This window comes from Ruegeria sp. YTSC325, from assembly GCF_059609525.1.
Genome location: NZ_JBXWLY010000003.1, coordinates 356,140 through 378,812, shown reverse-complemented (window position 1 = coordinate 378,812; position 22,673 = coordinate 356,140). Strand labels below are relative to the sequence as shown.

The window sequence follows — 22,673 nt, the reverse complement described above, 5'->3', positions numbered from 1 at the left end:
GATGGCGCAGCGGGGCGGTCAAGGCTGATCCCCCCAAGCGCCAATGGGTCCTGAATGTTTCACTACATTGCTGTGGTGGCAATGGAATTCTTACACTCTTAACCCCAAGACCCACCATCGCGGGCAGGTCCAGAAGATGTTGACCGAAAATGGATCAACGCGGCCTGTCAACGATCCGGTCCCCATCTTGCAGGAGGCCTGAATGCCGCAAGTTTCGCTCTCGCGCCGGTTGCGTCGCACCCCGTTTTCGGAAGGTGTCGAGGCAGCTGGTGTCAAAGCATACACCATCTACAACCGTATGCGCTTGCCCACGGTTTTCGAAAGTGTCCAGGCAGATTACCGCCACCTGAAGGAACATGTTCAGGTTTGGGACGTGTCCTGCGAACGTCAGGTTGAACTGCGCGGGCCAGATGCGGCGCGGCTTATGCAAATGCTGACCCCGCGTGATCTGCGGGGGATGCTGCCAGGGCAGTGCTATTACGTGCCAATCGTCGATGAGACAGGTGGTATGCTGAATGACCCTGTGGCGGTGAAACTGTCTGATGACCGCTGGTGGATTTCCATTGCGGACAGCGATCTGCTGCTCTGGGTCAAGGGGATTGCCAACGGGTATCGGCTGGATGTGCTGGTGGATGAACCCGATGTGTCGCCACTCGCAGTGCAGGGGCCCAAAGCGGATGAACTGATGTCGCGTGTCTTCGGTGATCGCGTGCGCGATATCCGTTTCTTCAAGTTTGACATGTTCGAATTCGAAGGCCGCGATCTGGCGGTCGCGCGGTCGGGCTATTCCAAGCAGGGCGGCTTCGAAATCTATGTCGAGGGCTCGGATATCGGGATGCCCCTCTGGAACGCACTGTTTGCAGCCGGAGAAGACCTGAACGTGCGCGCAGGATGCCCGAACCTGATCGAGAGGATCGAAGGTGGGCTGCTGTCTTATGGTAACGATATGACAGACGACAACACGCCACATGAGTGCGGTTTGGGCAAGTTCTGCAACACGCACACGGCGATCGGTTGTATCGGGCGGGATGCGCTCCTACGCGTCGCGAAAGAAGGCCCCGTTCAGCAAATTCGCCCCATTGCGATTGATGGCGATGCGGTTCCTGCTTGCGATCAACCGTGGTCGGTGATGGCCGGTGGTAAGCGCGTAGGTCAGGTGACCTCGGCGGCGTGGTCCCCCGACTTTCAGACAAACGTCGCCATTGGCATGTTGCGGCTGAGCCACTGGGACGCGGGTTCGGTTGTTGAAGTGGAAACGCCGGACGGAATGCGCCGCGCCAAGGTGCAGGAAAAGTTCTGGATCTAAAGGGGTCGGGGCTCTGCCCCCGCCGCTACGCGGCTCCCCCGAGATATTTTTCGCCAGGTGAAGAATTGGGCCTGGCTTTTCTGAAACGAGAGGAAATCAGATGTTTAATGCATTGGTGATGGAAAAAGACGACGAGAGCGGACTGGCCAGCCCCGTGGTCAAACAACTTTCAACCGATGATCTGCCTTCGGGTGAGGTCACGGTGGCTGTCGAATATTCGACGGTCAACTACAAGGACGGACTGTGCATGTCGCCCAAGGGTGGCGGTCTGGTGCGCAATTACCCGCATGTGCCCGGCATTGACTATGCCGGTACGGTCGAGGCGTCCTCGGACGATCGCTATAAGCCCGGCGACAAGGTTGTGCTGACCGGCTGGCGTGTGGGTGAGGCCCATTGGGGTGGGTATACCCAAAAGGCTAACGCAAAAGCGGACTGGCTGGTGCCGCTGCCGGACGGGCTGGATACGCGTCAGGCAATGGCAGTCGGAACCGCCGGTTTCACCGCGATGCTTGCCGTTATGGCGCTTGAAGATCACGGCCTTAAGCCTGGCAACGGGCCGGTTCTGGTAACCGGTGCTGCGGGCGGCGTTGGCTCGGTCGCGACGGCGATCCTGGCGAATCTGGGTTACGAGGTCGCGGCAGTTACAGGCCGGGCTGAAGCGGGCGACTATCTCAAATCTCTGGGGGCCACGACCATTGTCCCCCGTGATGACTTGAACGAGACAACCAAGCGCCCGTTGGAAAGCGAGACTTGGGCAGGCTGTGTTGACGCCGTTGGAGGTGATATGCTGGCACGCGTTCTGGGGCAGATGAAATACGGTGCGTCGGTTTCGGCCGTTGGTCTGGCGGGGGGCGCCGGGCTTCCAGCAACCGTCATTCCGTTCCTGCTGCGCGGTGTGAACCTGCTGGGCATCGACAGCGTCATGCAGCCCTACGAAAACCGTGTTCGTGCATGGCAACGCGTCGCAACCGATCTGCCGATGGATAAGCTTGAGGCAATGGTGCACCCCGCGACGCTGAGCGATCTGCCACAATTGGGCGCTGACATCCTCAAGGGTCAGGTCAAAGGCCGCGTTGTGATTGACGTAAACGCCTGATCCGGAACTTTATCCTGCGACCCGGCCGGACACGCCACTGGCCGGGCCACCTGCCATTTAATGACCGAGAAAAAGCCGGAAACACCTCTGGTCATTGGCACAATTCCCGAGCATCATTGCTATACATCCCGATTGTGATGGCTTATGAGCCTTTCAAACAGCACCAGAAGACGGGGAGTGAGCAGAATGTCTGACGATTTCGAACTGGACACCGATGATCTGAAACGCCGCATGGACGGCGCGATGGCGAACCTCAGGACCGAATTTGCGTCTTTGCGTACCGGGCGCGCATCAGCATCAATGTTGGAACCTGTTATGGTCGATGCTTATGGCTCGATGACACCGATCAATCAGGTCGGGACCGTGAACGTTCCTGAACCGCGGATGGTTACGGTAAACGTTTGGGACAAGGGCCTTGTCGGTAAAGTTGAAAAAGCCATTCGCGAAAGCGGGTTGGGGATCAATCCGCAACTGAACGGCACGATCATCATGCTGCCTATTCCGGAACTGAACGAGGAACGCCGCCGCGAGTTGGGTAAAGTCGCCGGCCAATACGCCGAGCACGCACGGGTCTCTATTCGGAATGTGCGCCGTGACGGGATGGACCAGATCAAGAAAGCCAAATCGGATGGGATGTCGGAAGATGACCAGAAGCTTTGGGAAAGTGAAGTTCAGGACCTGACGGATGAGATGATCAAGGCCGTCGACGCTGCGCTTGAAACCAAGCAAGCCGAGATCATGCAGGTCTGACGGAATTATGCCTGATACCCCTCATACAGCGCCGATTGACGGCCCTCATCACGTTGCGATCATTATGGATGGCAACGGACGCTGGGCACAGGCACGGGGTAGGCCGCGACTTTTCGGGCATCAGGCAGGTGCACGACGTGTGAGGGATGTGGTCGAAGCTTGCCCGGGTCTCGGGATCAAATATTTGACTGTCTTTGCCTTTTCGACCGAAAACTGGAAACGGACGCAGGCCGAAGTTGCTGGCCTGATGAGCTTGTTCAAGCGGTATATCATCAAAGAAACCAAAACGTTGGCCCAAAACGGGATTCGGGTTCGCTTTATCGGTGACCGTTTGCGGTTGGATTCGAAGTTGGTCGACTTGATGGACACGCTCGAAGAGGCAACGAAGGACAACGACCTGGTACACCTGACCATCGCTTTGAATTACGGTGGGCGGGATGAAGTTGCGCGCGCAACGAAACGCCTGGCATTGGATGTGGCCGAAGGGCGCCTGAAGCCTGAAGACGTGGATGAAGAGACGCTACCCAAGTATTTGGATACGCACGTTCTTCCTGATCCGGATCTTGTCATCCGCACCAGCGGAGAAGCTCGGATTTCTAACTTTCTTCTCTGGCAGTCTGCCTATTCCGAATACGAGTTCATTGACACTCTGTGGCCGGATTTTACGGCAGAAGAACTGGAACGGCTGTGCCGCAGTTATGGCGCACGCGATCGCCGGTTCGGAGCGATCCCAGCATGAGCGAAGGCCGATGGTCTGATTTAACCGCGCGTGTGCTGTCGGCGGCTGTTTTGGTCGCCATAGGCGCTGTCGAAGTTTGGCTGGGCGGGCTTTGGTTCGAAGCCTTCATCGCGGTAGCCTGTGGTCTCATGACGTGGGAACTGGTCCGTATGGTTGACCCCGGCAAACCCGGTGTTGCGGTACAGCTTGGCGTCCTGACAGGCGCAGCGGTCGTTCTCAGCTATCACTTACCACCCTTATACACATTGCCGTTTTTGGCCGCGCCGGCCTTGGTTGGGGCAGGGCAGGTTAGTCGATCCAAGGGAACCTATGCGCTGTTCGCTTTCTGGATTGCAGCAGCAGGTCTTGGGTTCATCTCGATCCGCGAGAATATGGGCTTTGGTTGGATGATCTGGCTGATCGCCGTTGTCGTTGCCACGGATGTGGCTGGGTACTTCGTTGGCAAAGCTGTAGGTGGCCCCAAGTTCTGGCCCAAAGTTAGCCCAAAGAAGACGTGGTCCGGCACGGCTGGAGGCTGGGTTGCAGCAGCTATTGTCGGCGTTATCTTTGCCAGCTATGCCGGGTTTGGCTTGTTGTTTGTGGTTGTCTCGGTCTTGGCTTCGATGGCCAGTCAGGCCGGAGACATCATCGAAAGCGCCACAAAGCGGAAATTTGGCGTCAAGGACAGCTCGAACCTTATTCCGGGTCACGGAGGGTTTCTGGACCGTTTTGACGGTATGATGGGCGCCGCGCTGTTCGTTTTGATTGCTGGGATGCTCTACGCGCCAGGAGCCATGTAATGCGCAAGATTTCCATTTTCGGGGCGACCGGTTCTATCGGTCAGAACACAATTGATCTGATCAACCGCAACCCCGAAGCCTACGATATCGTGGCGATGACCGGAGGCGCGAATATCGAGCGTCTCGCGCAGGATGCGCGCCGACTGAATGCCGATATTGCGGTGACCGCCCATGAAGACAAACTGGACGACTTGCGGGCCGCGCTGGACGGAAGCGGTGTAGAAGTCGCCGCAGGCGCGACCGCTCTGATCGAAGCCGCTGCGCGAAAATCGGATTGGGTGATGTCGGCGATTGTCGGGGCGGCAGGCTTGCCGCCGGGTTTAGAGGCGCTGAAACAAGGCGCTACGTTGGCTTTGGCGAACAAAGAAACTCTGGTGTGTGCCGGGTCTTTGGTGATGCAGACGGCCCAGAACCACAACGCGCGTTTGTTGCCGGTCGACAGCGAGCACTCAGCCGTTTTTCAAGCTCTTGTCGGCGAGGACATGGCGACGGTCGAGCGTATTGTCATTACAGCAAGCGGTGGTGCATTTCGGGATTGGCCGATCGCAGATCTTGCAGGTGCCACGGTCGAACAGGCATCAAGCCATCCCAACTGGAACATGGGTCAACGGATCACGATCGACAGCGCCTCGATGTTCAACAAGGCGTTGGAGGTGATAGAAACCAAAGAATTTTTTGGCGTCTCGCCTGATCAGATAGAAGTAGTTGTGCACCCGGAATCTATCGTCCACGCGTTGGTGGGTTTCGATGACGGGGCCGTTATGGCGCATATGGGCGCGCCCGACATGCGCCATGCCATCGGATATGCGTTACATTGGCCGGACCGACGTCACCTTCCGGTGGATCGCCTGAACCTCGCTAAACTTGGTCAGCTTAGATTTATTGAACCGGACGAAACGCGGTATCCCGCGCTGTCATTGGCGCGACAGGTGATGGAACGCGGTGGCCTCGCGGGTGCTGTGTTCAACGCCGCGAAGGAGCGGGCGCTTGATCACTTTATCGCGCGTCATATCGGTTTTCTGGCCATGGCAGACATGGTCGCTGCAGTGCTGGACCGGTTTGACGCCGAAAATGGCCTTATTGATGCCCCTATGACACTTGATAACATACAGCAAACGGACCATTTGGCACGTAAGTGGGTAGATGAAGCCGTGACCCAAAGAGCAGGATAGAATTTTGGACGTATTTTCGCTGATCCCTCAGTTTGGTAATTTGCTGTACACCATCGGTGCGTTTGTGATCGCTCTGTCGGCGATTGTCGCTGTTCATGAATATGGCCACTATATCGTTGGTCGCTGGTCGGGAATACACGCCGAGGTCTTCTCGATCGGTTTTGGTCCGGTTCTTTGGAGCAGGGTAGACAAGCGCGGCACTCGGTGGCAATTCGCGGCTTTGCCCTTTGGTGGTTATGTCAAATTCCTTGGGGACGCCAACGCGGCGTCCGGCAAGGACGAGACTGCTATGTCTGAAATCCGGGAACAAAGCCCAGAAGAGCTTCGACGCACAATGCATGGCGCCCCGCTTTGGGCACGATCGGCAACCGTTGCGGCCGGACCGGTGTTCAATTTCGTTATGTCGATATTGGTGTTCGGGCTAATATTCCTGTCACAAGGTGTTACCAAAAGCCCATTGACCATCGGAAAGCTCTACCCGCTTCCTGGCACTGTTCAGGAACTGCGTGAAGGCGATGAGATTTTGGCCATCGAAGGTCAGCCACTGCCTGCGTTTGATGAGGGTGAATCGTGGACGGACTTTACGGATACATTGCCGGTCAAACCTGTTCTGGATTACACAGTCCTTCGGGATGATCAGACGCTGGATGTTGTCGGTCCTTGGTTGTATCCGCCCCTTATCCAGCAAGTTGCACCGCGCAGTGCTGCCATGGATATCGACCTGCAAGCCGGAGACGTCATCTACGCAGTCGACGGCGACCCCATCTATGCCTTTGAGCAACTTAAAGAACACGTGGAGCGGTCCGACGGCAAGGTTCTCTTGCTGGATGTGTGGCGCGACGGGGCCGAATTGGAATTTGCTTTGGCGCCGCGCAGAACGGACGAACCGCAGGAAGAAGGCGGGTTCGTGACTCATTGGCGTATCGGAATTGTCGGCGGCATGATGTTGGAACCCGAACGCGAGCCGGCTGGACTCATCACCTCCCTTAGCGGCGGAGTACAGCAAACACTGCGTATCATTGACGGGTCGTTGTCGGGACTGTGGCACATGATTACGGGCGCAATCAGCACCTGTAATATGTCAGGTCCTATCGGAATTGCCGAAACATCTGGCGCGATGGCCAGTCAGGGCGCGCAAAGTTTCATATTCTTCATTGCGGTTTTGTCCACGGCCGTTGGATTGCTGAATCTGTTCCCAATCCCTGCTTTGGACGGCGGACATCTGGTTTTCTATGCATACGAAGCCGTGGCGGGCAAGCCGCCCAGTGACGGTGCTTTGCGTGTACTGATGGGTGTGGGCGTTTCCTTGATCCTTGGCTTGATGGTCTTTTCCGTCACCAATGATCTGTTCTGCTAAATAAGGCGCAACCGACCTGCGAAAGCCCCATTCCTGCCTCATTTTGCGACTAACTTTCTGACGAGTTTGAATGCCGCAGAGGTAGCCATGACACGTGTATTGAAAGATTCGTACAGAAGCTTCAGCTGTCTGTTCACGCTGAACTGGGATTCGATTTTGTTCTTTGGAGCGACTGCATTAGCGTTGCTGGCATGCTGGTATCTCCTTCTCGCAGCCAATCTTTGCGCGGTCTGCGACACGCTGTTGTGATTCTTAACCAGCATCAGAATTAATATCATAGCGGCCCATCGGGCCGCTTTGCTTTTTGGCCTTTTGACAAGGAATATTAATCCCGCTACTCAGCATTAAAGTCCTAAATTTTTGGGTAGAGAAAAATATGACTGATAGGCGAGGCGCAGGCACATCCTGCGGGGGGCAGACGCAAGCAGACAACATTTTGTGGCGAGCGCTATCCGTAATTTCTTTTTGTGTTTTGTTGGGTTTGATGGCTGCACCGCAGTCCGCGCACGCTCAAAGCTTTACCATCAATTCGTTCGAGGTCGAGGGCAACAGGCGCATCGAAACCTCGACGATTATCACCAGGACAGGAATCGAACCCGGACAGACTGTCACTGCTGGAGAACTGAACGATGCCTTTCAGCGTTTGCTTGACAGTGGTGTTTTTGAAACAGTCGAGCTGACTCCGCGCGGCAATACTCTGGTGATTGAGGTCGAGGAATATCCGACCATTAATCAGATCAGCATCGAGGGGAACCGTCGCGTCAAAGATGACGTTTTGATCGAAGCCATATCGTCTGAGCCGCGTCGGGTGTTTACGCCGCAGGTCGCCGAAGCAGATGCGGACCTGATTGCTCAGATCTATTCAGCCCAAGGGCGTGTATCTGCCACGGTGATCCCGCGCATTATCCGCCGCAGTGATAACCGGGTCGATCTGGTGTTCGAGGTGGCTGAAGGTACAACCATTGAGATCGAGCGCGTCAGTTTTGTAGGCAACCGGGCATATACCGACCGCAGGTTGCGCCGTGTGTTGGAAACAAAACAGGCAAACTTCCTGCGTACCTTCCTGCGCGGAGACACCTTCATCGCGGACCGCATCGAGTTTGATCAGCAGGTCATTCGGGATTTCTATCTGTCGCGGGGCTATGTCGATTTTCGCGTCAACAGCACAAATGTCGAATTCACTCAGGAACGGGACGCGTTTTTTCTGGTGATGAATATCACCGAAGGACAAAAATTCTCGTTTGGACAGATTTCGACAGTCAGTGAAATTCCCGGCGTTGACGCCGCAGACTATCAGGCTGCTTTGAAGATCAAGCCGGGTGTCACCTATTCGCCCTCACTGATCGAAAACTCGATTGCCCGGCAAGAGCGTCTAGGGATCAAGCAGGGTGTTGATTTCTTGCGGGTCGAACCGCGCGTCACACGCAATCCAAGCGATCTGACCCTGGATGTGCAATTTGTACTCACCCGCGGGCCGCGCATTTTTGTTGAACGGATCGATATCGAAGGGAATACAACCACGCTGGATCGGGTTATCCGCCGCCAGTTTGACACAGTTGAAGGTGATCCGTTCAATCCCCGTGAAATCCGGCAGGCCGCTGAACGTATCCGTGCCCTTGGGTTCTTTGCTGTGGCTGATGTTGAACCCCGCGAAGGGTCTACTCCAAGTCAGGTCATTGTCGACGTTGATGTGGAGGAACAGCCTACCGGGTCGCTTAGCCTCGGTGGTAGCTTCTCGGTCTCGGATGGTTTTGGTATCGCCGTTGGCTTGAACGAGTCTAACTTTCTGGGACGGGGTCAAAACCTTGGCCTTACCCTTTCAACGGCTCAGGACTCGGAACAATACGTTGTCAACTTTACCGAACCCTACTTGCTGGGGCGTAGGCTGCGTTTTGACTTGGGGCTTGGTCTGGCAACAACCAATTCCAGCTTTGCCAGCTTTGACACCGAGCGTCTCTTCTTTGCCCCTCAGCTAAGCTATGCAATCGGTGAACTGTCGTCGCTGCGCCTTCGCTATAATTGGGAAAACAGCGAAATGACGCAGCAGGACGATGAAATAAACGGAGCTGTCATTGCGTCGGAGATTGCTCAGGGTGAGCGTTCGACCAGTTCTTTGGGCGTGTCTTATGTGTATGACAGCCGACTTGGTGGCTTGAACCCCAACGCGGGCGTGCTGTTTGAAGTTGGTGTCGATGCCGCGGGATTGGGCGGAGACAATGAGTTCTTCAAATCCACCGCACGTGCAATCGCGCAGACCAGAGTTTTGAGTGAAGAAGTGGTGCTGCGGGCGTCGCTTGAACTGGGCGCGCTTCATTGGACCGGAGATGACTTCAGCCGAACACTTGACCGCTTTGTCTTGGGCCCAAGCACGTTCCGTGGCTTCGAGCCGTCGGGTATTGGCCCGCGTGACCTGTCCAATGGTCAAGACGACGCGATCGGTGGGAACTATTACTGGGTCGCGCGGTTTGAATCCGATTTTCCCCTTGGCCTACCTGAAGAGCTAGGTCTGCGGGGTGGTGTATTCTACGACGTGGGCAACCTGTACAATCTTGACGACGTGAACACAGCCGGTGCTGACATTGTGGGTGAGGACGGGTCGATCCGTCATGTCATCGGTGTGTCCCTTCTTTGGGACACCCCGTTTGGTCCGCTGCGCTTCAACTTCTCGAAGGCACTGGTGAAAGAGGACTTTGACCAAGAGCAGAACTTTGACCTGACCATTCAGGCGCGGTTCTGATCAGGCGATGTCATACTTGATACAGTCTAAGTTACAGGGCCCTTTATGGGCCCTGTGCGTTTTGCTGAGTGCATTTTTCGTTTCTGCGACACAGGCGCAGCAACTCTCGGTTCCATCGTCGACGGTTTTGACTATTTCAAGCGAACGATTGTTTGCGGACTCGGAATTCGGTCAGCGCGTTTTGCGTGAGATCGAGGCCGAAGGAACTTTGCTGGCGGAGGAGAATGAGCGGATCGTCGTCGAACTTAGTAAAGAGGAAAAGGATCTGACGGAACTGCGCACGCAAGTGACTCCAGAAGAGTTCCGTCCTTTGGCCGAGGCGTTCGACAACAAGGTTCAGACACACCGCGATGGACAACGCGCCAAGCTGGACGCTTTGTCTCGCAGAAGTGAAGAAGCGCAGCAATTGTTCTTTGAGACGATCCAACCAGTCCTGATCGACCTGTTGCGCGAGACCGGGGCCACGGTCATCATCGAACGGTCGAGCGTTTTTCTCAGCTCGGACCGTACGGATGTGACCGAGACAGCCATCGCGCGGATAAACGCCGCGATCGGAGACGGTCAAGCGCTAGAAAGCCAAACTGACGAATAGGTTTGCTTGCCCTCAAAGCGCGGTGTTGCTAACCACGCGTCAAACAGCAATCCAGTACGGGACGACGATACGATGACGACGGAAACCAAGAGCGCAGACATACAGCTGATCCAACGGATCTTGCCGCATCGCTATCCGTTTTTGCTGGTTGACAAAGTCGTTGATATTTCCGGCTATCAGTCTGCTGTTGGGATCAAGAATGTCACAATGAACGAACCCCATTTTCAGGGTCACTTTCCCGGTACTCCGATCATGCCCGGCGTTACCATTGTTGAAGCGATGGCACAGACTGCAGGTGTAATGCTGGGGGTGGGTATGGATGTGATCGACAGCGAGCTGTTGATCTACTTCATGAACATCGACAAATGCAAATTCCGCCGCAAAGTGGTTCCAGGCGATGTGCTGGAAATGCATGTTGAAACCGTGCGGGGCAAAAAGGGCGGGAAGATCTTTAAGTTTGCAGGTCGCGCGACTGTAGATGGCGAAGTGGCCGCCGAAGCTGAATTCTCGGCCTATGTAGACTGGGACATGGAAAAGACGACATGAACGGCATCCATCCAAGCGCAATTATCGAAGACGGCGCGCAGATTGGTGAAGGCTGTATCATCGGTCCGTTCTGCTATGTCGGTGCGCAAGCCAAGCTGGGCGAGCGCGTTGAATTGAAATCGCATGTTGTTGTCACAGGCGACACAGCTATCGGTGATGAGACCGTTGTGTTCAATTTCTCGGTCATTGGAGAGATCCCGCAGGACCTGAAGTTCGGCGGCGAGAACACGCGGCTGGAAATTGGGAAACGTAACCGGATCCGTGAACATGTGACCGTGAACACGGGAACCGAGGGCGGTGGCGGCGTAACCCGGATCGGCGATGACTGCCTGTTGATGGCCGGTGTGCATGTTGCGCATGACGTGCAGATTGGCAATCGGGTCATCATGGTGAACCACGCAGGAGCCGCCGGACATTGCATCATCGAGGATGACGTGATCGTGGGCGGTATCTCGGGCTTGCATCAATGGGTGCGGGTCGGGCGAGGGGCCATTATTGGTGCTCTGACCATGGTGCCAAATGACGTCATTCCCTACGGTTTGGTTCAGGCACCGCGGGGCGAACTGGACGGGCTCAATTTGGTCGGCCTGAAACGAAAAGGCGTCTCGCGCGAGGATATCTCGGCTCTGCGTGCCGCGTTCAAAGAGCTGTCGACCGGAGACGGGACGTTCATGGAGCGCGCGCATCGCGTCGGTGCCGAAAATGAGAGTGAATATGTCCAGCGGATCGTGGATTTCGTAACCGGGCAATCAGATCGATCCTTCCTAACCCCGAGGAAATGAACCGATGCTGGCATTGATCGCGGGAACAGGGGCTTTGCCCGCCGAGGTGGTTGCCCAACTGGTTGAACGTCCTGTCATCTGTGCGATGGAGGGGTTTCCCCCTGATGTTCTGGATGCCGACGTCACCTTTCCACTCGAGCAGTTGGGGACTTTCATTGCAGATTTGAAAGCGCGTGGCGTAACGCAAATCTGTATGGCTGGCGCGGTCCAACGACCAGCGATTGATCCCAGCCGTATCGATGCTGCAACCATGCCTTTGGTACCCATTTTGCAGCAGGCCATCATGTCTGGCGATGATGGAGCGTTGCGCGCCGTGATAGGGATCTTCGAGGAGGCGGGCCTCAAGGTCCGCGCCGCACATGAAATAGCCCCCAATCTGCTGCCTGAACTTGGGTCACTGACCAAGGCCCGGCCATCAGAGGCGGACCTAACCGATGCCGATCGCGCAGCAGGCATTGTGCGTGCCATGGGCGCTGCGGATATTGGGCAAGCCTGCGTTGTCTCGAAGGGACAGGCGCTCGCAGTTGAGGGGATTTTCGGCACAGCCTGGATGCTGCAATCTCTGACGCAACGACCGGATGCAGGCGGGGGTGTTCTGTTCAAGGCCCCAAAACCCGATCAAGACCGTCGTGTGGATTTGCCCGCGATTGGGCCGGATACTGTTTCGGACGCGGTCGCCGCCGGTTTAGCGGGGATTGTCATCGAAAAGGGTGGGGTGATGGTGCTGCGACGCCAACAGGTCATTGCCGAATGTGACCGGTTGGGTCTGTTCCTTTGCGTGCGCGAGCGGACCATCTGATGCGTGTTTTCGTGGTCGCCGGTGAACCCTCGGGCGATCGCTTGGGCGGCGCTTTGATGGAGGGGCTGCGCACCCTTGAACCTAAGGTACAGTTTGACGGGGTTGGCGGCCCTTTGATGCAAGCGCAGGGTTTGGACAGCCGTTTTCCAATGTCGGAACTGTCGGTGATGGGGTTGGTCGAAGTGCTGCCCAAATTCTTCCATCTGAAACGCCGTATTGCCGAGACTGCGCAGGCGGTTCTGGATACAAAACCCGATGTTCTGATCACCATCGACAGCCCAGACTTTTCGCTACGGGTCGCCAAGTTGGTAAAAGCGCAAAGCAACATCCGCACGGTCCACTATGTGGCCCCCAGTGTTTGGGCGTGGCGTCCGGGGCGCGCGGACAAGATGGCCAAGGTGATCGACCACGTGTTGGCGCTGTTACCGTTCGAGCCGCCCTATATGAAGCGCGCGGGTATGGAGTGCGATTTCGTCGGGCACCCTGTCGCCAGCGAACCTGTTGCAACCAACGACGAGATCGCGGCGTTTCGCAACGCCTATGATTTAGCAAATTCGCCGCTGGTGCTTGCTTTACCCGGCTCCAGGCGCGGTGAGGTTGACCGGCTGGCTCCGGTCTTTGGTCAGGCTTTGGCCCTGTACTTGCAGGACCGCCCAGATACGCGCGTCGTGGTGCCGGCTGTGGCGCATATGGTTGATACTGTCCAAACCCATATCCAGAACTGGCCCGGCAACCCGGTCGTTGTCGACCCGCGTGACATACCTTCGGACAAGGCGGTCTCTCAGAAACGGGCTGCTTTCGCCGCTGCCGATCTGGCATTGGCCGCGTCGGGCACCGTATCGTTGGAACTGGCAGCACAGGCGACGCCTATGGTTATCGCCTACCGGCTCAGTTGGTTGACGCAGAAAATGGCCGAACGGATGGTGAAACTTGACACGGTTACGCTGGTCAACTTGGTGTCTGAAACCCGCACGGTGCCTGAGTGCCTGCTGGACGAGTGTCAGCCAGAGAAAATTGCGTCGGCATTGTCAGGCGTGGCCAATGCGCCGGAGGCGCAAAAACATGCGATGGATTTGACCATGGACCGGCTTGGGCGAGGCGGCGAGGCACCCGGCCTGCGCGCTGCCCGTGCCGTCTTAGAAAGAATGCGCTGAACCGATGCTAGAGCATCTGCTATTCGCAATTTCCGCGGCTTTGGTCACAGTGTCGACCAATCTGGACAATCTGGCGGTATTACTTGGTCTGATCGTGGTGGTCAGCGCCCGTCGCGCTGCGATGGGCTTTATCATCGCCCAACTCGGTATTCTGATCGTGTCGCTCGCCATTGCCAGCGGGCTGAGCCAAACTGGCATACTGTCGTGGATCGGCTATCTGGGCGTCATTCCCTTGGTTTTGGGCCTGCGCGGTCTCTGGCGGCAATTCACCCTACACGGCTCGACTGAGACGCAGGATTACAGCCACGTCTCGTCGATTATTGCCCTGTTCCTCAGCCTGTCCATCGACACATTGGCTGCAATGACCCCGTTACTTGCCGATTCAACCACGACGTTTCGACTTGCTGCCTTGATCGGAGCGGTTGTCGCCATTTTGGGGGTTTCCGCAATCGCCGTGATAGGGGCGCCGCATGCTCAAAGCCTTGCGCCACGTTTCGCACGGCTAGAGAGGATCACACCCTATGTCATGATCTTGGTCGGTCTCTATATTTTGCTTAACACGCCAACCGACGTGCTTTAGCAATCAGTACCCACGCCAGATCCAACCGCCGCCGAAAATACGGCTTCCTTCAGACGCATAAAACACACAGGCTTGCCCCGGCGAGACACCTTCTTCGGGGGTCAGCAACTCGACCTCGGCCGTCGTGTCCGAAAGCGGGCGGAGGATCGCTTCGCGCGAGGGACGGGTTGAGCGGACTTTGACCTTTAGGTGCCATTCGTCGCGCGAGGTAAAGGGCTCATCCCCCAGCCAGTTGATCTCGCGCACGGGGATGGTGCGGGTGGCCAGCATTTCTTTTGGACCAACGACGACCTGCTTTTTATCCACGTCCAGCTTGACCACATAAAGCGGCTCAGTCAGACCACCAATACCCAGACCGCGGCGCTGCCCGATCGTATAATGGATCACACCGTCATGCTGCGCCAACACGCGGCCATCGGCATGAACAATCTCGCCGGGTTCAGCCGCACCCGGGCGCAGCTTTTCGATGACGCTTGCGTAATTGCCGTTGGGCACAAAGCAGATGTCCTGACTGTCGGGCTTATCCGCTACTGCCAGCCCATATTGCGCAGCCATTTCACGTGTGGCGTCCTTGGACGGCAAGTGTCCCAAGGGAAAGCGAAGAAACGACAACTGTTCGGGTGTGGTCGAGAACAGGAAATAGGACTGATCGCGGTTCGCATCCTCGGCGCTGTGCAACTCGGGACCGTTGGGGCCCATCTTGCGCTGAATATAGTGACCGGTGGCCATGCAGTCGGCTTCAAGGTCCTTGGCGGTTTCCAGCAGGTCCTTAAACTTCACCCGCTCATTGCAACGGATGCAGGGCACCGGGGTGGCACCGGCCAAATAACTGTCGGCGAATTCGTCAATCACCGCGTCCTTGAAGATGTTCTCATAGTCCAGGACGTAGTGGGGAAAGCCACGTTCTTCCGCCACACGCCGCGCATCGTGGATGTCGATACCCGCACAGCAGGCGCCTTTCTTGGCCAAGGCCGCGCCATGGTCATAGAGCTGCAAGGTGACGCCGACCACGTCATAGCCCTGATCGGCCAGATGCGCTGCCACAACGGAACTGTCCACGCCACCTGACATAGCGACAACCACCCGCGTTTCCGAGGGCGGTTTGGCAAAGCCAAGCGAGTTCAGCGGTGTCTCGGTATCGAGGGCCATGACGATTCCAGTGCGGGTTAAGAAAGACCGGCAGAATATAGGAAAATTCTACACACTCTCAAGGGGCGGTTTCACCGCACATTAAGTAGGGTGGTGTCAGCTTTGTCGCAGCAGAAAAGGTTGGAAAGATGTATTTGCACAAAGTTGAAGGGCCACGCTCCGTAACCCTGCCGGATGGAACGGTTTTATCCAGATCGGACCTACCTCCGGAAACCACCACACGTTGGGTGGCGTCGCGAAAGGTGATTGTTGTACGTGGCGTCCTTTATGGGTTGATCACTTTGGCCGATGCCAAAAAACGCTATGGGCTTAGTGATGAAGAATTCAATTCGTGGGTTTCCGCGGTCGCAGAACACGGAACAGAAGCTTTGAAGGCGACCGCATTAAAAAAATATCGACAACCTAAAGATGAAAGTGAATAAATGATTCAACGGTAACGTCAGATTAACCATTTTTGAGCAGGTTTGATTTGAATTGGTAAATTGAACCGAATTGGAGCAGTAAATGCGTATACTTCTTGTCGAGGATGATCCCACAACATCGAAGAGCATCGAGTTGATGCTGACCCACGCGAACCTGAATGTCTATGCGACGGATCTGGGCGAAGAGGGGATCGATCTGGCCAAGCTTTACGATTATGATCTGATTTTGCTGGACCTGAACCTACCGGACATGAATGGCCATGAAGTCTTGCGGCAGTTGCGCATTGCGCGGGTGGAAACGCCTATTCTAATCCTCTCGGGTGCCGACGATACCGAAAGCAAAATCAAAGGCTTCGGATTTGGTGCTGACGACTATATGACCAAGCCATTCCATCGGGAAGAACTGGTGGCCCGTATCCACGCGATCATCCGGCGCTCAAAAGGGCATTCGCAATCCGTTATCCATACAGGACGTGTCGCCGTTAACCTGGATGCGAAAACGGTAGAGGTCGAGGGGCAAACCGTTCACCTGACAGGCAAAGAGTACCAAATGCTGGAGCTTCTGAGCCTTCGTAAAGGCACGACGTTAACCAAGGAGATGTTCCTGAACCATCTGTACGGCGGAATGGACGAGCCGGAACTTAAGATTATTGACGTCTTCATCTGCAAACTCCGCAAAAAGCTGAGCAATGCAACCGGCGGAGAAAATTACATCGAAACCGTCTGGGGCAGGGGTTATGTGCTTCGCGATCCGCAAAGCAACAGTATGGATGACCGCCGACTTGCCGTCGGGGCCTGACTTTTTCCAAAACAACAGCCGCTTTGGTCCGTGGCGGCCTGCTCACTCACTGAACAGCACATCTGGACCTGACCATGGCCTCGCCCTATCACTGAGGTCCAAGAAGACGTGACGGGGCGAGGCCATGAGCAATTCAATTCCGGTTTCAGAGCTGACAGAAGGTCAGGCGCAGGCAGAGCTTGCGCGGTTGGCAGAGCTGATTGCACAGGCAAACCAAAAATATCATGCAGAAGATGCACCGGATATTTCCGATGCGGAATACGACGCGCTCAAAGCAAAAAACTCTGCCATTGAGCAGAGGTTCCCACATCTAAAACGTTCCGACAGCCCATCAGAGCAAGTCGGTGCGCGCCCGGCTGATGGATTCTCAAAGGTGACACATGCGGTTCGCATGATGTCCCTTGGAAATGCCTTCGAAGACGGGGATGTCGCTGATTTTACACGCTCGATTCGGAAATATCTCGGACTCGACGATGCTGTACCCGTGGCATTTACTGCCGAACCGAAGATCGACGGGTTATCGTTATCATTGCGCTACGAGAATGGGGAATTGGTTCAGGCGGCGACGCGTGGCGACGGCGAGGTTGGTGAAAATGTTACGGCCAATGCGCGTACTATTGCAGACATTCCGCATGTTCTAAAAAATGCACCAGAGATTCTGGAGGTACGCGGCGAAGTTTACATGTCGCACGCTGATTTTGACGCTCTGAATGCACGGCAGTCCGAGGCAGGGGACAAGACTTTTGCCAATCCTCGGAACGCGGCCGCCGGGTCTCTCAGGCAGTTGGATGCATCGATCACGCGCGCACGACCGTTGCGGTTTTTTGCTTATGCGTGGGGCGATCTATCTCAACCTTTGGCGACGACGCAGATGGCGGCGATTGAGCAACTGGCCGCTTACGGTTTTTCAACAAACCGATTGACCGCGTTATGCGACACAACCCGGCAGATGCTGGACCACTATCGCGATATCGAGGCTCAGAGATCGACTTTAGGCTACGACATTGACGGAGTTGTCTACAAGGTAAACGACCTCTCGCTGCAAGCGCGTCTTGGGTTCAGATCCACCACACCAAGATGGGCAATTGCGCATAAGTTTCCGGCGGAACTTGCTTGGACCCGGTTAGAGGCTATCGATATTCAGGTTGGACGCACAGGAGCGCTTAGCCCCGTTGCCCGGCTGCATCCGGTCACCGTGGGCGGCGTGGTCGTGTCCAATGCGACCTTGCACAATGAAGACTATATCGCTGGGCGTGATGCCAAAGGCGGGACAATTCGCGACGGCAAGGATATTCGCGTCGGAGATTGGGTTCAGGTCTATCGCGCTGGGGACGTCATTCCAAAAGTGGCCGACGTTGATATAGCTAAACGACCAGCCAGCGCGGAAAAATTCATCTTCCCGACACGATGCCCCGAGTGCGACAGTGATGCAGTGCGTGAGGAAGGGGATGCCGTCCGGCGCTGCACAGGTGGAATCGTTTGTCCCGCGCAGGCCGTGGAAAAATTGAAACATTTTGTATCTCGCAAGGCGTTCGATATCGAGGGGTTGGGCGCCAAGCAAATAGAAATGTTCTATGATGACCCGGATCTGCCGATCAAAACTCCGGTCGATATCTTTACATTGCAACTGCGGGATTCTGCGAACCTTAACAAGCTGGCAAACAGAAAGGGTTGGGGCGCACAAAGCGTCGGTAACCTATGGGACGCCATTGATGAAAAGCGGCGCATTCCGTTTGGTCGCCTGCTATTTGCACTCGGCATCCGACATATGGGAGAGGCCGCCTCGAACCTTGTGGCGAACCATTATGGCGCTTGGGATGAGTTCGAAGTTGCAATCACGGCAGCCAGCAGCTTTGACGGGCCTGAGTGGGAAGACCTGTTGGCCATTGATGGCGTGGGTGAGGTCATGGCCAGGGCTCTGGTCTCGGCTTTCGCGCAAGTGGCAGAACGTGAAACGATTGATTCACTCGTTGCTCAGCTGGACGTTGAGGATGCAAAACGCCCCGATACAAGTGGAAGCCCCGTCGACGGGAAAACTGTCGTTTTCACAGGGACATTGGAAAAAATGACCCGAGCCGAGGCCAAGGCCCGGGCAGAGGCATTGGGTGCCAAAGTATCTGGGTCTGTCAGTAAAAAGACCGATATTCTTGTGGCGGGACTAGGAGCCGGATCGAAGGCACAGAAAGCTGCCGAACTTGGCATTCAGACCCTTGATGAAGATGGCTGGTTGCAACTGATTGGTTCGGCATGAGTGGTCGTCCTGAACTTCTGTTTCCCCTATTTGCCCGGTTGGAAACTTTAGACGGCGTCGGCCCCAAAATTGCGCAAAATCTCACGCAATCTGGTGTCGAAACTCCGCGCGATGTTCTATTCGGGCTGCCTTATGCGGTTGTCGACCGGCGTAGAAGGAACACGATTCAGGGTGTCGATCTGCCATCTACACTGACGGTTGAGGTAACCATTGGTGTGCACCGCCCATCGCGCAACAAGGGCGGTGCTTACCGCATCCATGTCGAGGATGCGCAAACGGAATTCCAGTTGGTCTTTTTCCATGCACGTGGCGATTACCTCAAAAAGATGCTTCCAGAGGGGGCGCGCAGGATCATTTCGGGTAAGTTGGAGTTGTTTGATGGAATGGCTCAGATGGTTCATCCCGACCATATCCTGCCCATCGAAAGCGCTGGTGACATCCCCGAATTCGAACCGGTGTATCATTTGACGCAAGGCGTGACGCAAAAAGTCGCGTTCAAGGCGACCCGTAGTGCTTTGTCCCGCGCTCCCGCTTTGGACGAGTGGATCGACCCGGCTCAGGTGGGACAGCAGGAGTGGCCAAGTTGGATCGATGCAATAACAGCCGCGCATGGACCGAACGGGGCCGACGATGTGTCCGCGCATGCTCCCGCGCGGCAAAGGCTGGCTTATGATGAGCTGTTTGCGCATCAGGTAACGCTGGCACTGGCACGGCAACGCGAACGCAAGGCCCGCGGTATAGTGAGCATCGGCACAGGGCGATTACAATCCAAGGTCCTGCAAAACCTGCCATACACTCCGACTGGTGCGCAGATGCGGGCGATCAACGAAATCACGGCCGATATGGCCTCTGATGCGCGTATGAACAGATTGCTGCAAGGCGATGTCGGGGCCGGGAAGACACTGGTGGCGTTCATGGCGTTGTTGGTTGCCGTCGAAGCCGGTGGTCAGGGTGTCATGATGGCACCGACTGAAATCTTGGCGCGACAGCATCTGGAAGGCTTGCGCCCGCTGGCCGAACAGGCTGGTATCGTGCTTGAAATCCTGACCGGACGCGACAAAGGGACTGAGCGGCGCGCCAAGTTGGCGGCGCTGCAACAGGGGAACATTCATATCCTTGTTGGTACACATGCGGTGTTTCAAAGTGATGTAGAGTTCAACGCGCTGCGGTTGGCGATTGTGGATGAACAGCACAGGTTTGGGGTGCGTCAGCGAATGGAACTGTCTGAGAAAGGGAAGGGCGCGGATGTATTGGTCATGACGGCCACCCCTATCCCCCGCAGCCTTGCTTTGGCGCAATATGGCGACATGGACGTTTCGGTTCTTGACGAAAAACCACCGGGTCGAAAGCCCATCAAAACCGCCATCGTCAGCACCGATCGGATGGAGGAAGTTGTCAGCCATCTGCGCCGTGCCATCGACGAAGGTCGTCAATGCTATTGGGTTTGTCCATTGGTAGACGAATCCGAGGTCTCAGATCTGACTGCGGCTGAAGAAAGGTTCAAGCGGCTGCGCGCCATATTGGGTGAAGATGTGGTCGGTTTGGTACATGGCCAGATGCCCGCTGCCGAAAAAGACGCCGCGATGAAAACCTTTCAAGAGGGTCACACCAAAGTTCTTGTGGCGACGACAGTTATCGAAGTCGGGGTGAATGTCCCGAACGCCTCCATCATGGTGATCGAGCGCGCGGAAATTTTTGGACTCGCCCAGCTACATCAGTTGCGGGGTCGAGTCGGGCGAGGAGAGGCGGATTCGACTTGCTTGTTGATGTACCAAGCGCCGCTGAGCGACGGGGGACGCAAGCGGCTAGAGGTACTGCGCGAGACAGAAGATGGGTTTCGAATCTCCGAGACCGATCTGCAAATGCGCGGCGCCGGTGATCTGATCGGCACGGCGCAGTCTGGTCTGCCTAAGTTCAGAATTGCCGATCTTGAGCGGCAAGCCGGGTTGATGGCGATCGCCCAAAGCGATGCCCGGAATTTACTGGGTAAGGATCCAAAACTTACGACAAAACGGGGCAAAGCCGTTCGCGTTCTATTGTGGTTAATGAAGCAGGATGAAGCGATCCGTTTAATTTCAGTGGGTTAACAACAAAGTTCGCAAATGTTCTCAAAAAGTTCTTTACCGACTCGGGGAAATATGAGAACAAAAGGTCAACAAAGGATTAAAACCCTGACCGGAGGTGACCCATGCTGACCCAGATCAAGACCGCGATAAGCCGCTCGCACACAACTTTACTGCAAGATGCGGTGGGTGCGGTGTCTTTGGTGGTCATGTTGATGGTCGCTCTTCACCTTCCTGCAGTGTTCTGACCCTTTCTGCCTGCGATCTCGTGCCGAATATCCCGCGCTGTCATCCCCATCTGAATCAAGGGTGACCTGCCTGTCCTAATTCCCTTGAAGGGCCATGCCTCGGCCCTGCGCGGACCTCCGGACCCCACATGAGACACGCACAGCCTGCCGCCGCCCTTTCCGCCCGGAAGGTGCGGCGGCTTTTTTATAGCTGACCGGTTTTCATGATTTCCAACATCGCCGACAGGACGGAATTCACCGCGACCGAAGCAAGTATCATGCCCATTACGCGGCTGATTATCGCTGCTCCGGAATGTCCGATCAGGCGAATAATAGGCTCGGCCAACAACATCAGCACAAACGCGACCGCGACAACTGAAAGCATGACCAGCGCAGTGATGCCCTGATCCGCGGCACTGTAGCGGTTATTGTCGGTTAGAATGACAATAGCCAACATCGCGCCAGGCGAGGCCAAAGATGGAACTGCCAGAGGAAATATCGCGGGATTGTGCTGATGTAACTTGTCCTGCTCGTCGTCCTCGGCCGCTTTCTGTTCAACGTCTTGCTTACTTTCGCCGAATATCATTGTGAGTGCGAATAGAAACAGGATGATCCCTCCGGCCACTTGGAAGGAATTAAGGCCGATATCCAGCGCCTCAATCAACAACTGGCCAAAGACAAGAAAGAACAGCAGAACACCGGCACTGATAACTGACGCCAGCAGCGCCATTTTGCGCCGAGCCGCGGCCTCGAGCCCGGCGGTGACTGCGATGAAGACGGGAATAGTACCGATGGGATCAATAACGACCCAAAGCGTCACAAAGTGTTCGAGCAGATTATTCAAATCGGTCGCTCCGCTGATTTCACAGGAAGTTAGACCGGATCACAAGAAAACGCTACGCTTAGGCGCAATTGGCTTGTTCGGCCTGTTCCATTGCCTCGGCGGTGGCATCCAGCGCCAGTAAGATCGAGGCATGTCGGTTCTTATAGTCTCGCGCGGGCATCAGAACCTCAAGGGCATCAAATGGCGAGTCTGGGGCAGGGCCGTTTTGCTTCAACATTGCCGACAACTGATCGCGCGCAGTTTCGACCTGTGCCCGTGTGGCTCCGATAACGCCAGCTCCGACGACAGCAGCCGAGGCTTGGCCCAAAGCACACGCTTTAACATCCTGCCCGAATTCGGAGACGCGCCCATTCTCTAGCTTGACGTCAACCGTTACCGTTGACCCGCACAAAGGCGACCGTTTTTTCACTGTGGCATCCGGGTTTTCCAACCGATCCAGATGCGGAATATCGGAAGCCAAAGCAAGAATGCGGCCGGAGTAGAGCTTGATCAGGTCATTTTCGCCGGACATGGCTTTCCCTCATTGACT

The 22,673-nt window shown here is 55.9% G+C and carries 22 protein-coding genes; 19 read left to right on the top strand and 3 right to left on the bottom strand.

Going from position 1 to position 22,673, the window contains the following annotated elements:
- Positions 1 to 202 precede the first annotated feature (202 nt).
- The 14 genes from AC2FF7_RS07015 to AC2FF7_RS06950 all read left to right on the top strand — a co-directional run bounded on the left by AC2FF7_RS07015 (position 203) and on the right by AC2FF7_RS06950 (position 14,389).
- On the top strand, positions 203 to 1,306 hold the full coding sequence (locus AC2FF7_RS07015; RefSeq protein ID WP_496849218.1) for a dimethylsulfoniopropionate demethylase: 1,104 nt from the start codon (positions 203 to 205) through the stop codon (positions 1,304 to 1,306).
- 100 nt (positions 1,307 to 1,406) lie between these two features.
- Positions 1,407 to 2,402, top strand: a complete 996-nt coding sequence (gene acuI / locus AC2FF7_RS07010) for an acryloyl-CoA reductase (RefSeq protein ID WP_170751122.1) — start codon at positions 1,407 to 1,409, stop codon at positions 2,400 to 2,402.
- Positions 2,403 to 2,588: 186 nt separating this feature from the next.
- Positions 2,589 to 3,152, top strand: a complete 564-nt coding sequence (frr, locus tag AC2FF7_RS07005) for a ribosome recycling factor (protein ID WP_170354120.1) — start codon at positions 2,589 to 2,591, stop codon at positions 3,150 to 3,152.
- Between the two features lie 7 nt (positions 3,153 to 3,159).
- Positions 3,160 to 3,891, top strand: a complete 732-nt coding sequence (gene uppS, locus AC2FF7_RS07000; protein WP_170354121.1) for an undecaprenyl pyrophosphate synthase — start codon at positions 3,160 to 3,162, stop codon at positions 3,889 to 3,891.
- Entirely contained in the window at positions 3,888 to 4,670 is a 783-nt protein-coding gene (locus AC2FF7_RS06995; RefSeq protein ID WP_170751126.1) for a phosphatidate cytidylyltransferase, read from the top strand. The genes uppS and AC2FF7_RS06995 overlap by 4 nt, the downstream gene beginning before the upstream one ends.
- A complete protein-coding gene (gene dxr / locus AC2FF7_RS06990) occupies positions 4,670 to 5,842 on the top strand; it encodes a 1-deoxy-D-xylulose-5-phosphate reductoisomerase (RefSeq protein WP_496905417.1) in 1,173 nt (390 codons plus the stop codon). Before AC2FF7_RS06995 ends, dxr begins: the two co-directional genes overlap by 1 nt.
- Before the next feature lie 4 nt (positions 5,843 to 5,846).
- A complete protein-coding gene (rseP, locus tag AC2FF7_RS06985) occupies positions 5,847 to 7,199 on the top strand; it encodes an RIP metalloprotease RseP (protein ID WP_170354124.1) in 1,353 nt (450 codons plus the stop codon).
- 376 nt (positions 7,200 to 7,575) lie between these two features.
- The gene (bamA, locus tag AC2FF7_RS06980) at positions 7,576 to 9,936 is read left to right on the top strand and encodes an outer membrane protein assembly factor BamA (protein WP_170751132.1); all 2,361 of its coding nucleotides are present in this window, start codon (positions 7,576 to 7,578) and stop codon (positions 9,934 to 9,936) included.
- A gap of 61 nt (positions 9,937 to 9,997) precedes the next feature.
- The gene (locus AC2FF7_RS06975; protein ID WP_269149602.1) at positions 9,998 to 10,528 is read left to right on the top strand and encodes an OmpH family outer membrane protein; all 531 of its coding nucleotides are present in this window, start codon (positions 9,998 to 10,000) and stop codon (positions 10,526 to 10,528) included.
- Positions 10,529 to 10,600: 72 nt separating this feature from the next.
- A complete protein-coding gene (gene fabZ, locus AC2FF7_RS06970; RefSeq protein WP_170354127.1) occupies positions 10,601 to 11,074 on the top strand; it encodes a 3-hydroxyacyl-ACP dehydratase FabZ in 474 nt (157 codons plus the stop codon).
- On the top strand, positions 11,071 to 11,856 hold the full coding sequence (lpxA, locus tag AC2FF7_RS06965) for an acyl-ACP--UDP-N-acetylglucosamine O-acyltransferase (protein ID WP_209197038.1): 786 nt from the start codon (positions 11,071 to 11,073) through the stop codon (positions 11,854 to 11,856). The genes fabZ and lpxA overlap by 4 nt, the downstream gene beginning before the upstream one ends.
- 4 nt (positions 11,857 to 11,860) lie before the next feature.
- Positions 11,861 to 12,655 carry an LpxI family protein gene (locus AC2FF7_RS06960; protein WP_496905416.1) on the top strand — a complete coding sequence of 265 codons (795 nt, stop codon included), beginning with the start codon at positions 11,861 to 11,863 and terminating at the stop codon, positions 12,653 to 12,655.
- A complete protein-coding gene (lpxB, locus tag AC2FF7_RS06955) occupies positions 12,655 to 13,809 on the top strand; it encodes a lipid-A-disaccharide synthase (protein ID WP_496849212.1) in 1,155 nt (384 codons plus the stop codon). Before AC2FF7_RS06960 ends, lpxB begins: the two co-directional genes overlap by 1 nt.
- A 4-nt stretch (positions 13,810 to 13,813) precedes the next feature.
- On the top strand, positions 13,814 to 14,389 hold the full coding sequence (locus AC2FF7_RS06950; protein ID WP_170354131.1) for a hypothetical protein: 576 nt from the start codon (positions 13,814 to 13,816) through the stop codon (positions 14,387 to 14,389).
- A 3-nt stretch (positions 14,390 to 14,392) separates the two neighbouring features.
- Here AC2FF7_RS06950 and mnmA read toward each other — a convergent pair whose 3' ends face one another.
- Positions 14,393 to 15,538 carry a tRNA 2-thiouridine(34) synthase MnmA gene (gene mnmA / locus AC2FF7_RS06945; protein ID WP_496905415.1) on the bottom strand — a complete coding sequence of 382 codons (1,146 nt, stop codon included), beginning with the start codon at positions 15,536 to 15,538 and terminating at the stop codon, positions 14,393 to 14,395.
- Positions 15,539 to 15,666: 128 nt separating this feature from the next.
- On the opposite strand from mnmA, the gene sciP reads away from it, so the two are divergent.
- The 5 genes from sciP to AC2FF7_RS06920 all read left to right on the top strand — a co-directional run bounded on the left by sciP (position 15,667) and on the right by AC2FF7_RS06920 (position 21,321).
- Complete coding sequence (gene sciP, locus AC2FF7_RS06940; protein ID WP_496905414.1) at positions 15,667 to 15,960, top strand: CtrA inhibitor SciP; 294 nt, start codon at positions 15,667 to 15,669, stop codon at positions 15,958 to 15,960.
- An 82-nt stretch (positions 15,961 to 16,042) separates the two neighbouring features.
- Complete coding sequence (gene ctrA / locus AC2FF7_RS06935) at positions 16,043 to 16,759, top strand: response regulator transcription factor CtrA (protein ID WP_170354134.1); 717 nt, start codon at positions 16,043 to 16,045, stop codon at positions 16,757 to 16,759.
- Between the two features lie 124 nt (positions 16,760 to 16,883).
- A complete protein-coding gene (gene ligA, locus AC2FF7_RS06930) occupies positions 16,884 to 19,010 on the top strand; it encodes an NAD-dependent DNA ligase LigA (RefSeq protein ID WP_496905413.1) in 2,127 nt (708 codons plus the stop codon).
- Positions 19,007 to 21,097, top strand: a complete 2,091-nt coding sequence (gene recG, locus AC2FF7_RS06925) for an ATP-dependent DNA helicase RecG (RefSeq protein ID WP_496905412.1) — start codon at positions 19,007 to 19,009, stop codon at positions 21,095 to 21,097. Before ligA ends, recG begins: the two co-directional genes overlap by 4 nt.
- A gap of 101 nt (positions 21,098 to 21,198) precedes the next feature.
- Positions 21,199 to 21,321 carry a hypothetical protein gene (locus AC2FF7_RS06920; protein ID WP_280635687.1) on the top strand — a complete coding sequence of 41 codons (123 nt, stop codon included), beginning with the start codon at positions 21,199 to 21,201 and terminating at the stop codon, positions 21,319 to 21,321.
- A gap of 184 nt (positions 21,322 to 21,505) precedes the next feature.
- On the opposite strand, the gene AC2FF7_RS06915 is transcribed toward AC2FF7_RS06920, so the two are convergent.
- Entirely contained in the window at positions 21,506 to 22,144 is a 639-nt protein-coding gene (locus AC2FF7_RS06915) for a MarC family protein (RefSeq protein ID WP_170751151.1), read from the bottom strand.
- Positions 22,145 to 22,202: 58 nt separating this feature from the next.
- Complete coding sequence (locus AC2FF7_RS06910) at positions 22,203 to 22,655, bottom strand: iron-sulfur cluster assembly scaffold protein (protein ID WP_480865496.1); 453 nt, start codon at positions 22,653 to 22,655, stop codon at positions 22,203 to 22,205.
- Positions 22,656 to 22,673 lie beyond the last annotated feature (18 nt).